Consider the following 13,717-nt stretch of genomic DNA (forward strand, 5'->3'; position numbering starts at 1 on the left):
TTAGTTAATCTAAAATAATCTCATCAATTGTTTTCCATTTAACGTATACAGGTTCTTCATTTTGTCTCACATATACCAGCAGCCCGTCGTTATCTTCTGATACATCCCTTTCATATCCTAAAAGCAGTTCATCACCATTCTTTAGCAGAATAATAGAGTAATTGTAGTTTTTAGGAATGATCTTTTTAATATTTCTGAAAGGTATCCGGTATTCAAGCTCATCATCTTTTCCATCCAATAACTCGAAATCCCAGGATTCGTCTAAGTCGTAAACGATTAACCCCTCGAGGGTTTCGCCATCAATAACCCTTACCTTACCCTTTATAGCGCGGGGGATATTGTATGACTGGTAACTTGCCCCGCTGTGAGGAGGGCGGTCGAATGTGACTTTCCTGAATGCTTTCCACGGTATATCAATTTTGCCAAGCGATTCGGTGGTTACGATGACACCCCTGTTTTCCCTGTTGACATCATTTGAGCCGGTAAGATACAGCTCTCTGCCGGATTTTAAGGCCACAATACTTCCATTGTTTTTGCTTTCTATTGATTTTACATGGCCAAAGGGTATTTTCAAATCGCCCTCGCGACTGTCGCCATTCAGGATGTCGGTGCTGATGCGTTCATCATGATCCCACTGGATAAAACCTTCAAACTTTCCTTTTCTGAACGTTTCCACTGTGCCGTATAGGGGCTCACCGAATTTGTTTTTCAGGGTGGCCGGGGTAGGGCTGAAGTCAACTCGTTTGACCTGGCTCCATCGCAGGTCGAGCTGGCCTATTTCATCATCATATACTTTTATCTTTGCCCCAATGTCATTGGATCCACCTCTTACAGCCATATTAACACCGTTTTTGAAAATTACATTTACCTCTTTCTCCCCCCTGATTACCATAGACCCGATATCCCCAAACCTGCAGGCAAAACTGTGGGAAGTACCCGAATATTTATCATCCCAAATACTCAAAAACTCCCAGTCAAAGTCCAGCCAGCTATTTTCTTTTTCATCGTTATTCTCCTTACTCTGTGATACATTTCTGAAGTTTGTTCCTGAGGTTTTGGTTGAATTGAAAATGTCATTCCAGAATATCTCTTCATCCCCCCATCTTACTTGTCCAAAGTAAACATTGCCGGACCTGGTAGTTATTTTCCCATAAATAAATCCCTCATCATTTTGGGCGCTGGTATGTGGTGATACCAAACCCATGCAAATAGTTATGATGGAGATTAGTACTAAACTTGTGCTACCTTTCATCTGCATTTCCTTGCTTCTGCAAATAATTCATTAATTGTATTTATTGGATTACTGATGATCATCTGTCCTGAATCTGACTGGTGATCCGACCTTTCATTCAGATTACCATATTACAAAGATGAACGGAATTTTGCTAATATGGAAAGTAAAACCGACCTGCTTAAATAATAGTTAACTGAAGTGGGATATTTGGTTGCTGAGGGTGAAAAGGGTTAATTTTCCCCGCCGAAGATCATGTCTGTACTGGTGTAGGTAGTGCCATAGTTTTTAACCAGGGCAAAAACCTGATACAAGGCATCTATGATCTGCTTTTCACGGAGTTCACGTAACGGATGCACATAGACAGCCCAAAGAATATTATCGGAAATGGCATATTTTGCGTCCAATGCCCTGTCATAATTTGCTTCCATCAGAATATCCAAATCCTCCCGTGAGAGTTTGGCCGACTCCACTACTCCGGCCATAAGACGCATCCGGTTGGCGTTTTCATCTGTGATAAGGTAGATTTTCAGATCGTTCAATTCATATTCCACAGCATTTCCCACCTCCTGAATAACCACGGCCTCCTTAGCGAGTACAAGTTTAAGCTTTTTGAAATCCATATCCTGAGCCTTGGCCATTACCGGGATTACCAGAAAACACAGTATCAATAACTTTTTCATAATCTTATGTTACCGGAGGGAGGATGAAACGATGACCATGCAAGAGGGCATCTGTTTACTAATTTACATCTTATTTTTCGTAAATTGAAGATAGTTTACCGAATATTTGATGAAACAAAAGAGGTCATGGCCAAAGGCACGACCTCTTTAGTCATTGAAAACACTAAACACCTATTTATTACGGCTTATAGGTACGCCGGATAAATCTCTTGTACGGATGTAAATTCCAACATTGTCTTTTCTGTCCAAATGAATGTCTTTGGTAGGGATCTCAATTTGATTTTGCCCTTTTTCAACCATTATCTTTTGTGAGCTGGCTAAGATCCAGTATTCCAAAGAGTTGTCCTTGCCCTCATCCATATTCCTTTTGTAAAATACCTCCACCAGTTTGGCTCCTGGGTTTTCTACCGCCACTTCAAAGGCACTAATCTCCATTACTTTTTCTGCTAAAATTTTAAAAGTAGTTGATTCGGTATTTTTTTCATTGAAGATGTCCGGAATTTGGTACAGCCTGGCTCCCCCGGAATTGGAGAACGCGTATTGCTCCTCCTGGTTATACCGGTTAAAGTGGGAACTAAAGCCATCGATATTGATGGCATATAGTTCCACTTTATTATCAACCTGGATTTTACCTTTATTGGCTTTTGAAGATTTATTCAAAGCAAAATGGTTTAAAATCATATGCGTCGTATCATTTTTAGGATTACGGTCAATCCTTTTTGCGATGTATGCGGAAACCTTGTAGTTCCCATAAAGCAGGTTGTTTACATAGAACTCAATGGATTCGAACTGACAAGCTTCAAGGCCTTTATTAATCGTTTTATTCAAGGTTATCTTTTTATTATTATCCTGATTAATCAGCTCGAGGCCAACTGAAATTTCATCGCGGATTTCACCCCCTGAATTGGCAATAGTTACCTGAAATTTTCTTGAAGTAGGATTTTGTCCGTTTTCAGGTGATTTTAAGCTATAAATAGAAATATCTTTTCCACCTTTATATTTTCTTCTTGCGCAATATTGATGTATATCAGCTTCCACCAGCTTAGATACGATCACCTCCTGACCCTTCTGATTAATATGATTTTGATCGGAAGTCCTGAATTCTGCTTTTATGCCTCCGGTTTCCGTTGCCAGGGCATCCCAAATTTTCACCACAAACGGATGAAACCTTTCCTTGATCAATTCTTTCAACGCCTTATGATTTGCATTGTATTCGGGAGTGTCAAAAGTTTTCGGCTTCGGGGTGTTAATCCAGATGGGAATATTGTTGTTGTTGGCCTCGCTGGCGATCAGCATGAGGTTTACTATCTGCTCACTTGTCTGAAAATTCTCCAATATATCATTGTATTCGAGGTTTACAATGATAGCATCTGGCTTCAGCGAGATTGCCTTCGATATATTATGCTCCGGGTCGGCTTTAGGCCTGCCGTAGGGACTGGTCGATCCTGTGGGAACGATGTTGTAAGAGTTTAAACCTTTCTTCGTTAAGTTGATGATTTCATTATCAGTATTAAATGATTTCAGGTACTCACGGTACCTTTCAATCCAGAATACCTCACCCTGCGCGTTCTTGTCATGGTCGGCATCAGCACCAATTACCACAATCTTTACTTTTGATACAGTCAAACATGGCTCATTAACAGGTTTGGTAAAGCCATTAACGGCCAGGAAAAACATTATGATCAGGATATTAAGCGCTTTGATAGAATGCTTTTTCATGATGTCCAATATTTAAGTGTTTAGTGTATTTTCAGGATTTTTACGACAAGGCCTGTGCCACTGTTTCTAAGTATCTGATAGTTAGATTCTTATTGTTTTTTTTGAAGGTCAAATGTTCCCATTTTGGGATAATTTGAATTAATTTGAAACAGATGCCAGGTCAATTAGCTAGATTTGTGTAATGAATTATTTGTCTGTAGAATCGGTTAGCAAATCCTTTAATGAAAAGGATTTATTCACAAATATCTCCTTTGGATTGTCACAGGGGCAGAAAACAGGCCTGGTTGGGATTAACGGTAGTGGTAAATCGACCTTACTCAAAATTCTGGCAGGCATAGAGGCTCCGGAGACTGGCCAGGTGGTTTTCAGAAAAGGCATTAATGTGGCCTATCTGGATCAAAATCCTGTTTTACATGATGAAGATACAATCCTTGAAGCGGTATTTAACACTGAAGGCAATACCACTTTAGCGCTGATCGAGTCTTACGAATATCAACTGCGTTTGATAGAAACCGGTGAAGTGGCAGAAGATACCCTGCATACCCTGATTGAGCAATTGGATAATGCCAATGCCTGGGATTATGAAAGTCTTGTAAAACAGGTACTTGGAAAGCTGGGTATTGAACGGTTTGATCAAAAAGTCGGATCGTTATCGGGGGGACAGAAAAAACGTGTGGCCCTGGCCAGGGTATTAATTGAAAAACCCGACCTTTTAATCATTGACGAGCCAACTAACCATCTGGATATTGATTCTATTGAATGGCTGGAAAATTACCTGGCAAATCAACAGCTAACCTTGCTATTGGTCACCCATGACCGGTATTTTCTGGATAGGGTAACCAATGAGATAATGGAACTGGAAGGCGGAAAACTTTACCGTTATCAGGGAAACTACAGCCATTTTCTGGAGAAAAAGTTGGAAAGAACAATTCAGGAGAAGGCCGAAATCGAAAAAGCCAGAAATTTGATGAGAAAAGAGCTGGATTGGATGAGAAGACAGCCAAAAGCCAGAGGTACCAAGGCAAAGTACAGGGTCGATACTTTTTATGATTTGAAAGAAAAGGCTGGGAAAAAAACCGCTGACCAGAAAATCCGGCTAAATGTCAATACCACGCGCCAGGGTGGAAAGATCCTCGCGTTGAAAGATATCGTGTTGTCTTTAGGCGGTCACCTGCTAATAGACCGGTTCTCCTATATTTTCAAAAAGAGAGACAGCATTGGTGTTATAGGAAAGAACGGTGTTGGAAAAACCACTTTTTTAAATGTTTTAGCGGGGAAAATAAAACCGGATTCCGGCCTGGCAGACTACGGTCAAACCACCAAAATAGGCTATTATACTCAGGAGTCCTTTCAGTTTGATAGTAATCAGCGTGTCATTGATACGGTCAAAGAGGTGGCTGAAGTGATAAAAATGTCGGATGGCAGCGAATTAACTGCCTCTCAATTGCTGAACCTATTTTTGTTTCCTCCCGAAATGCAATACAATGTGGTAGGTAAACTTAGCGGTGGCGAAAGGAGGAGGCTTCAACTATTACGGGTGCTGATTCAAAACCCAAACTTTTTAATACTGGATGAACCTACCAATGACCTGGATTTACAGACTTTGAACGTTCTGGAAGCCTTTTTGGCAGGATTCAATGGAAGTTTACTGATTGCATCGCATGACCGGTATTTCATCGATAAGCTGGTTGACCACTCATTTATTTTTGAAGGCAATGGTGTGATAAAGGATTTTCCAGGTAACTATTCAGATTACCGGCAGCAGGAATCAGATACATGGGTGGACAAAAAACAAAGTGATCAGAAGAAATTAAAAAAAGAGAAAGCAAAAACATCTCCTGAAAAGAAAACCCGGTTGAGCTTTAAGGAAAAGAGGGAGTTTGAGGAATTGACGGTTGAAATTGAAGTAAAGGAAAAAGAGAAAGAGGCTTTAATGGCACAAATGAACAATGGGACCATGAATCACCAGGAGCTGACAGAGGCTGCACAAAAGGTGGCGCGACTGGATGAAGAAATTGAATTAAAAACGGACCGTTGGCTGAATTTATCTGAATATGTCTGATGATTAAAAGGGAAACCATCTTTTATCTGGCCCTGGCCACACTTTTTGGTTTTGGTGCGGCAGGTTGGCTTATTATGAGATATCTTCATGATATTTCCCCGGCGGTTTTTTTGGTGGGAAAAGCTGGTATAGGCTATCAGGTACTTGTCGGCGTAATCTATGGTTCGGGTGCGGCACTTTTGGGATGGAGAATTGTAGAATTACCTTATCTGAAGCCTACTATGAAGTTTTTTGCAGCCCTTATCAGGCCACTAAAACTCAATATTCCGGAAATTGTTTTTATTTCATTTTGTGCAGGCGTCGGCGAGGAAGTTTTTTTCAGAGGTGCTATACAACCCTATCTGGGGATATGGATTACCGCTGTATTATTCGTCGCTATGCATGGATACCTGAACCCTTTTAACCTCAGAATCAGCGTTTATGGATTGTTTATGACCCTGATTATTGCCGGGCTAGGCTATTTGACTATCAGGCTTGGGTTATTATCTGCCATTGTTGCCCATACCTGTGTAGACATTATCCTGCTCTACAAACTATCTCAGACACAATCGGACTATGAGGAAGAAAGCTTTGTTGACAATTGACAATGGGGAATTAAGGCAATCTTATCATTTGAATCGCCCAAAACAATCTGAATACACTTATTTCAGTGCCTTGAATATTTTAGATTTCAATAATTTCTGATCTGCTATCTGGATTACAATAAGGCTTACAATTCCCAATATGCTAGTGGCCACCATATTAGAAGACAGCGATAAAGTGGAAAGTTCCAGCTTGAGCTTAAAAAGCCAAAACACCCCAAAAGAGATTGACAACATCACGAGGATACCAACAAGCAAGGGGCGGTGGTCGGGATTTAAAAGTCTGCCTAATCCCTTAGGGTGTAATCTGGTAACGACACTATTGGCAAAATCCGGTGGTAGTGAATAACCGGGGTCATTTCCCAGCTCCCGGTAGAGGATACGGTATATCTTTTCATCCTCCCCTACCTCCATTTCAATTCTGAAATCAGCATTTTTAAGTTTTTTATCTAACCTTTGCTGAATACTTTTATCTTTTGAATTTTTCATGACTGCTCTTCCCTTACAATACAATTCTTTAGTTTTTCTTTTAACAATTTCCTGGCCCTGAATAAATAATTCTTGACAGTTCCTTCCGGCATGCCCGTAATTTCTACAATTTCCGGATAGCTCATTTCTTCGAGGTGGAATAAGGTCAATACCGTTTTATATTGAACAGGTAACTTTTCTATTAAACGGTGCACCAGACTTTTTGTGTCTTGTTGCGAAAACAAAGACTCCGGCGTTTGGTAATCGACCAGTTCCGGCTCCAACCCGTATACTGCTTCTTCATCAAGATCACTGGTAAATATTTTCTTTTTTTTCTTTAAATGATTAATGCTATATCTGTAGGCAATTGTGGCGATCCAGGTAGACAATTTAGATTGAAAATTGAAACCGGGAAGTTTTTGATAAACTTTTACAAAAATATCCTGACAGATTTCCTGCCGGTCTTCAACACAATCAACCATCCTGTAAACCATATGGGCCACCAATCTTTCATTTTGCCTGATAAGGGTTTTGAAAGCCTGCTGATTTCCCTGAATAACCTGATTTACTAGCTTCCTGTCATCTGTCATTGATGTATGAGACAATTTAGCGCCTTTAAGTGTTGCAGATAATTTTAATAATTTAAGAAATTTTGACGGTTTTAATTTAAGGTTATTGTGTGACCGGTTTATTTTCATGCCAGTTGCAACCTTTGAATTTGGTTCACTGTCAAACCGGATAAATAGTACATCAAAATTTAAAATTATGAGTCATCATTTCACAGAGGCCATAGCCGCAATCGGCATATTAACCGTTATATGGACAGGTATTTATTATGCAATAAGAGCCATCACCGAATACATATTAAAGAAGAAAATGATAGAAAAAGGCTATGTGGACGAGGAGAGCCAGGCTTTGTTTAAAAAGGAGCAAGCCATTTCCAGCCGGTATGCTTCCCTAAAATGGGGTTTGATCATTTTTTGTGCGGGATTATCTTTGATACTGCTTGAATTTATACCCTACTCAATAGAGCAATCCCCATTGCCTTTCGGTTTAATTGCCATTTTTGTTGCCGGGGGGTTTCTGATTTACTACTACCTGGTTAAAAGTAAGATAGGACAGTAGCCAGTGATTATGCTACTGTCAATTTTCCGGCTCATCTTTTTGCGGATTATAGGATTATCTTTCAAAATTGTTAAATTCGCCCTACAAATTTTTAACTGTAGAAAATTGAATTGACAATGACTGAACAAAAAATAACCATTTCCAATGGTCAGTTGAATGTTCCCGATAACCCTGTGGTCCCGTTTATCGAAGGGGATGGGACAGGTGTAGATATTTGGCCGGCTGCCAAAACAGTTTTTGACGCCGCAGTGGAGAAAGCCTACAACGGTGCCAGGCAAATACATTGGAAAGAGGTATATGCTGGTGAAAAAGCGTTCAATCAAACCGGCAATTGGCTTCCCCAGGAAACACTTGATGCTTTTAGCGAATATCTGGTGGGGATTAAGGGCCCGTTAACCACGCCGGTAGGAGGAGGGATCAGATCATTAAATGTTGCCTTGAGGCAACAGTTGGACCTTTATGCCTGTTTGCGGCCTGTACGATGGTTTCGCGGCACCCCTTCACCGGTAAAAGAGCCAGGGAAGACAGATATGGTTATTTTCAGGGAAAATACAGAAGATATCTATGCGGGGATTGAATTTCAGGAAGGCACCGAAGACACCCGGAAATTTGCGGAATTGCTTCAAAGCAACTTCCCCGACAGGTTCAGGAAGGTCAGGTTTCCACAAACTGCCGGCTATGGTATTAAACCGGTTTCTCAGGAAGGCACCGGCAGGTTGGTGAAGTCAGCGATAGACTATGCTTTTAAGCAAAAGCGGGATTCGGTAACCCTGGTGCATAAAGGAAACATCATGAAATTTACCGAAGGGGCCTTCAGGGACTGGGGTTATGAAGTAGCAAAGGAACAATTTGGAGCCAGCGATTACGAGGGGGGGGCCTGGCAGGTAATCGACAAAGACGGACACCAGATGATCATTAAAGATGTGATTGCCGATGCTTTCCTGCAGCAGATTCTTTTAAGACCTGCCGAATATTCGGTAATAGCCACCCTTAATTTGAACGGTGACTATATCTCTGATGCGCTGGCGGCTATTGTCGGTGGTATTGGCATAGCACCTGGGGCTAATATCAATTATGAAACCGGTAACGCCATTTTTGAAGCCACACATGGAACAGCCCCCAAATACGCCGGGCAGGACAAAGTGAATCCGGGATCGGTTATTTTATCGGGAGCGATGATGTTTGAATACTTTGGCTGGCAGGAAGCAGCCGACCTGATTTACAAGGGTTTGGAGTCCTCCATTTCTTCCAAGAGGGTTACCTATGATTTTCACAGGCTAATGGAAGGGGCAACATTGCTAAAATGCTCCGAATTTGGCAACGAGATCGTCGGCAACATGTAGTGTATAAGTAGAAAAATATAAAAAAGCCCTGGTATAAGAGCCGGGGCTTTTTTTATCGATTCGTTTTTTGAAGTCAAAAAAGGGATCCAAACGTCAAAAAAGCAGCGCATCCTGTTTTGAAATTCGTGGGTTGAGTATTTTGACAACGAAATACTAAATAAATTGCTGAAGGTAAAATAAATTAATGATTTGAATAATTTAAATTTATGGTCTGATAACAGGTCTTTTAAACCGTTTTACCTTTTGACTGTTATATTGCTATGAGTGCGATGGTTCCCTTGTTTCCTCTAAACATAGTTGTTTTCCCTGGCGAAAATCTTAATCTTCACATCTTTGAGCCAAGATATAAACAGTTAATCAATGACTGTATTGACGACAAGCGTACTTTTGTCATACCTGCTTTTGTCCACCAAAAAATTGAGCTTGGCACAGAGGTAAAAATCAAAAAAGTTGAAAAGGTTTATGACGATGGGCGTATGGATATATCCACGGTGGGATTGCATGCCGTGGAAGTGCTCGAATACAAAAATCCTCAGCAGGGTAAACTTTATGCGGGAGGATATATAAAAGTACTGGAAAATGTGAATGATGCCAGTAGCACCCAAAAGTATGAGCTCCTCGCGCTGGTAAAAGATCTTTTTACCAAAATCAACGTTGATTTAAAGATAGAAATCAATGAAATGGTTACCACCTTTGAAATAGCCCATAAAATCGGACTTTCACTAAAGCAGGAATACAAACTGCTCAGTATGATCAAAGACAGTGACCGGCATGATTATATGATTTCACACCTCAACGAGGCCATTCCTATTTTGCAACAGATCAATGAAGCCAGAGAGAAGATAAAAATGAACGGTCATTTCCGCCACTTCGACCCTCTTGATTTTTAAGGTTGTATTTTGGTGAATTATACCAAAAAAAAACAGCCAATAAGTCAAAAACAATCCTGCCTGGAGCCGGATAAGTTGATTTTGATATTACTTATCGGCTGTCTAATCAGATGCCAAAGTGTATTTGTGTTCTATTTTGGGTAAAGGTTTTGTTCATTTCCGATAGAATTTATGAATATTCAAATAACAATTTTGGAGAAGCTGTAAATTATGTATATTTTTGTAGTATTAGGTAACAACAAAACCAACGGCAATGGTTTTACGACGGTTTCAAAAGGTTGGGCCGTTTTTTTATTTAAGGCTTTGACAGCATGTTTTCATTAAATGGTATCATTGACATGGACAAGTTGTCATAGTTAAGACAACAAATCATCTAATTAATTTATCAAGAATTGACCATACCTATTTTGGTAACAGAGTAGGATTAAAATTTTTATAATTATGTCAAATGTTTCGTATTACACCAAAGAGGGTTTAGAAAAGTTAAAAGAAGAATTAGCGGACTTAAAAACCAAAGGAAGAGCAGATATTTCTAAACAGATCGCTGAAGCGCGTGATAAAGGTGATCTCAGTGAAAACGCGGAATATGATGCTGCTAAAGATGCACAGGGACACCTTGAAGCCAAAATCGCCAAATTGGAAGAAGTGGTTGGAAATGCAAGGGTCATTGATCAGTCAGCTATTGATACATCAAAAGTTTCAATCTTATCAACTGTAAAAATCAAAAACCTCAAAAACAAAGCCGAAGTTACCTATACGCTTGTTTCTGAGGAAGAAGCGGATTTAAAACAACAAAAGATTTCCGTCACCTCCCCTTTTGGCAAAGGTTTGCTGGGAAAAAAAGTCGGTGAAGTAGCCACCATCAAAGCGCCTGCCGGTGAATTGGAGTTCGAAGTGATGGAAATATCCTATTAAATGGCCAGTATCTTCACAAAGATCATAAACCGTGAAATTCCGGGTCACATTGTGGCTGAAAATGAGCGGTTTATAGCTTTTCTCGACATTCATCCGTTGGTCATGGGACATTGTCTTGTGGTGCCCAAAGAGGAAACAGACTATATCTATGACCTCGAGGATGACACATTGGCAGCTCTGAGTGTATTTTCCAAAAAAGTGGCCAGGGCCATTGAAAAGGTGGTACCTTGCCTGCGGATTGGCATCGCAGTTATCGGACTGGAAGTACCCCATGCCCATGTCCATCTGGTACCGTTAAACGCCATGGGAGATATCAATTTCAACCGTCCTAAACTTTCGCCCTCTCAAAGTGAATTGGGAGAGTTGGCACAAAAAATAGCCCAAGCTTACCGTTGATCGGTCAATAATTTCCTTTTTTTGCGTAAAATTGTCGGTGGTAAAGCAAATTTTTTTCCCTTGAAAGTATCTGCTAATTATGCTGCCAGATTAAGAAAGTCAGCACCGCTATTGTTGATTTTTATCATTTTTATTGGTATTACACTGACAATGAACCGCTACTTCGGGGTTTTTGACAGGATTGACTTCGGTGGTGCCAGGTTCCTCCAGTATTTGTTTACGGGCTTGTTTTCGATGACCATCATAGCCACCATCATCCTGATCATCCTGGAAAACGGCCGGCCGACAAAAACCATAGCCTGGATCCTCATTATGGTCCTGGTGCCATTAATCGGTTTTATGCTTTATTTATTTTTTGGGAGAAACTACCGCAGAAATAAAATTTTTTCGGGAAAGGGGCTGTCGGATTTAATTCGAATAGAAGAGCTGAGCCAGAACCAGATCAGGGAGCTGAGCAACCAAAGCCTGCTTGAAAACCCTTACATCAAATCCAAGGGAAACATTATGCGGCTATTACTTAACAACAGCAAAGCGCTGCTCACCGAAAACAATAAGGCTGAGATTCTTAACAACGGAACGGCCACATTTGAGAAGATACTGGAAGATCTTGGCAAAGCTAAACACCATATCCACCTGGAATACTATATACTTGAAGATGATAAGATCGGAAATAAAATTAAAGATGTGCTGATCGATAAGGCCCGACAGGGGGTTGAAGTAAGAATTATTTATGACAAGGTAGGAAGTTGGGGGCTGGGCAACAGGTATTTAAGGGAACTAAAGGCCAATGGAGTGGCGTTACTTGCCTTTATGCCGGTTCATTTCCCCTCTTTTGCCAATAAGGTTAACTACAGAAATCATAGAAAAATCATTGTAATTGATGGCTTCATCGGTTTTACAGGGGGTATTAACATTGCTGACAAATATATTGAAGGGGATCCGGATCTCGGATTTTGGCGTGATACCCACCTGAAGCTGGAAGGTGATGCGGTACATAGCCTTCAAGCAGTGTTTTTGACGGATTGGTACTTTGTAAGCGAGCGTGCTGTTATAAGTGACGACCTGTATTTTCCGGATCACAACATTACGGATAAGGTATTGGTACAGATTGCTGCCAGTGGACCCGATTCGGACTGGGCCAGCATTATGCAAGCCTATTTTATGGCCATTACCACTGCGCAAAACTATATTTACATCTCCACACCCTATTTTATGCCTAACGAGAGCATACTGACGGCACTCAAGACAGCGGCATTAAGTGGGGTAAAAGTAGTAATTTTATTGCCTGGCAAAACTGATTTTTTCCTGTATACCTGGACCACCCGTTCTTACCTTACCGAACTGGTGGAGGCTGGCATAGAAGTGTACATCTATAAAAAGGGTTTTACCCACAGCAAATTGATCATGGTGGATGGTATGTTTGCTTCTGTGGGCACCGCAAACATGGACATGAGAAGCTTCGACCAGAATTTTGAAGTAAATGCACTTATCTATGATAAGAAAACTACCCGTCAGTTAGAGACGGCTTTCGAAGAAGACCTTACCCACAGTGAACGCGTTTCAATAGACGCGTTAAACGACAGACCGATCACCACCCGTATCCGCGAGTCAGCAGCGAGGGTATTTACACCTTTATTGTAGGAAATTTACGGCTCTATCGACCTTTGAGCCTGTTTGGGTTTTCAGCAATATATGTTTTCCAGCTCCTGGAGGTAGCCTTGTTACTTCCCTTTTGAAAATGATGGCAAACAGCAACGGCCAGGGCGTCGGTTGCATCCAGGAGTTTAGGGGTGTCTTCGAAGTTTAGCAGTTTTTTCAGCATTGCTGCCACCTGTTCCTTGGAGGCATTGCCATTGCCGGTAACCGACTGTTTCACTCTTTTAGGAGGATATTCAGTGATTACTACCTCCCTGGCCAGTGCTGCGGCCATAGCTACTCCCTGAGCACGCCCTAATTTTAACATGGACTGTACATTCTTTCCAAAAAATGGTGCCTCCAGCGCCATTTCATCCGGATTATACTGATCGATCAAGCCGCTAACCCTTTCAAAAATTTTCTTAAGTTTCAACGCATGGTTTGTATATTTGCTTAAATGGATCACCCCGTACTGCAATAACTTAAAATTACGGCCATTGATTAAAATCAATCCATATCCCATAATGTTTGTTCCGGGATCGACACCCAGGATTACCTTGTCAGTTTTTTCTTTTCCGGCTTCCATTACCATCCATGCAATTTAATTATATAGAGGCGTTTAAAAAATTTCTTTTTCATAAGACTGCCATCAAAGTTTTTAAATGGACC

14 protein-coding genes are annotated in these 13,717 nt (G+C 40.8%); 8 read left to right on the plus strand and 6 right to left on the minus strand.

Annotated features, from left to right (window positions below; translation table 11 throughout):
- Positions 1–4: 4 nt before the first annotated feature.
- From AC04NP_RS04005 to AC04NP_RS04015, 3 genes are all read right to left on the minus strand, one after another.
- The gene (locus tag AC04NP_RS04005; protein ID WP_482858166.1) at positions 5–1,204 is read right to left on the minus strand and encodes a hypothetical protein; all 1,200 of its coding nucleotides are present in this window, start codon (positions 1,202–1,204) and stop codon (positions 5–7) included.
- Positions 1,205–1,464: 260 nt separating this feature from the next.
- Positions 1,465–1,914, minus strand: a complete 450-nt coding sequence (locus tag AC04NP_RS04010) for a hypothetical protein (RefSeq protein ID WP_482858167.1) — start codon at positions 1,912–1,914, stop codon at positions 1,465–1,467.
- A gap of 171 nt (positions 1,915–2,085) precedes the next feature.
- Positions 2,086–3,633, minus strand: a complete 1,548-nt coding sequence (locus tag AC04NP_RS04015) for a hypothetical protein (RefSeq protein WP_482858168.1) — start codon at positions 3,631–3,633, stop codon at positions 2,086–2,088.
- 181 nt (positions 3,634–3,814) lie between these two features.
- Between AC04NP_RS04015 and AC04NP_RS04020 the strand changes: the two genes are divergently transcribed.
- Positions 3,815–5,695 (plus strand): ABC-F family ATP-binding cassette domain-containing protein, encoded by a 1,881-nt coding sequence (locus AC04NP_RS04020; protein WP_482858169.1) that lies wholly within the window; start codon positions 3,815–3,817, stop codon positions 5,693–5,695.
- On the plus strand, positions 5,695–6,279 hold the full coding sequence (locus tag AC04NP_RS04025; protein WP_482858170.1) for a CPBP family intramembrane glutamic endopeptidase: 585 nt from the start codon (positions 5,695–5,697) through the stop codon (positions 6,277–6,279). The genes AC04NP_RS04020 and AC04NP_RS04025 overlap by 1 nt, the downstream gene beginning before the upstream one ends.
- Positions 6,280–6,336: 57 nt before the next feature.
- Here AC04NP_RS04025 and AC04NP_RS04030 read toward each other — a convergent pair whose 3' ends face one another.
- Positions 6,337–6,765, minus strand: a complete 429-nt coding sequence (locus AC04NP_RS04030; protein ID WP_482858172.1) for a hypothetical protein — start codon at positions 6,763–6,765, stop codon at positions 6,337–6,339.
- Positions 6,762–7,334, minus strand: coding sequence for an RNA polymerase sigma factor (locus AC04NP_RS04035; RefSeq protein WP_482858174.1), 573 nt, complete (start codon positions 7,332–7,334; stop codon positions 6,762–6,764). Before AC04NP_RS04035 ends, AC04NP_RS04030 begins: the two co-directional genes overlap by 4 nt.
- 175 nt (positions 7,335–7,509) lie before the next feature.
- Between AC04NP_RS04035 and AC04NP_RS04040 the strand changes: the two genes are divergently transcribed.
- The 6 genes from AC04NP_RS04040 to cls all read left to right on the plus strand — a co-directional run bounded on the left by AC04NP_RS04040 (position 7,510) and on the right by cls (position 13,054).
- A complete protein-coding gene (locus tag AC04NP_RS04040) occupies positions 7,510–7,869 on the plus strand; it encodes a DUF6249 domain-containing protein (protein ID WP_482858176.1) in 360 nt (119 codons plus the stop codon).
- Positions 7,870–7,985: 116 nt separating this feature from the next.
- On the plus strand, positions 7,986–9,212 hold the full coding sequence (icd, locus tag AC04NP_RS04045) for an NADP-dependent isocitrate dehydrogenase (RefSeq protein WP_482858178.1): 1,227 nt from the start codon (positions 7,986–7,988) through the stop codon (positions 9,210–9,212).
- A gap of 260 nt (positions 9,213–9,472) precedes the next feature.
- Positions 9,473–10,102, plus strand: coding sequence for an LON peptidase substrate-binding domain-containing protein (locus AC04NP_RS04050; protein ID WP_482858180.1), 630 nt, complete (start codon positions 9,473–9,475; stop codon positions 10,100–10,102).
- A 441-nt stretch (positions 10,103–10,543) separates the two neighbouring features.
- Entirely contained in the window at positions 10,544–11,017 is a 474-nt protein-coding gene (gene greA, locus AC04NP_RS04055; protein ID WP_482858182.1) for a transcription elongation factor GreA, read from the plus strand.
- On the plus strand, positions 11,018–11,413 hold the full coding sequence (locus tag AC04NP_RS04060) for an HIT family protein (RefSeq protein WP_482858184.1): 396 nt from the start codon (positions 11,018–11,020) through the stop codon (positions 11,411–11,413).
- A gap of 21 nt (positions 11,414–11,434) precedes the next feature.
- Positions 11,435–13,054: a cardiolipin synthase gene (gene cls / locus AC04NP_RS04065; RefSeq protein WP_482858186.1), complete on the plus strand. Its 1,620-nt coding sequence runs from the start codon at positions 11,435–11,437 to the stop codon at positions 13,052–13,054.
- Positions 13,055–13,067: 13 nt separating this feature from the next.
- On the opposite strand, the gene ruvC is transcribed toward cls, so the two are convergent.
- A complete protein-coding gene (gene ruvC, locus AC04NP_RS04070) occupies positions 13,068–13,640 on the minus strand; it encodes a crossover junction endodeoxyribonuclease RuvC (protein WP_482858188.1) in 573 nt (190 codons plus the stop codon).
- Positions 13,641–13,717 lie beyond the last annotated feature (77 nt).

It is taken from the genome of Agaribacillus sp. DX54 (assembly GCF_056858335.1).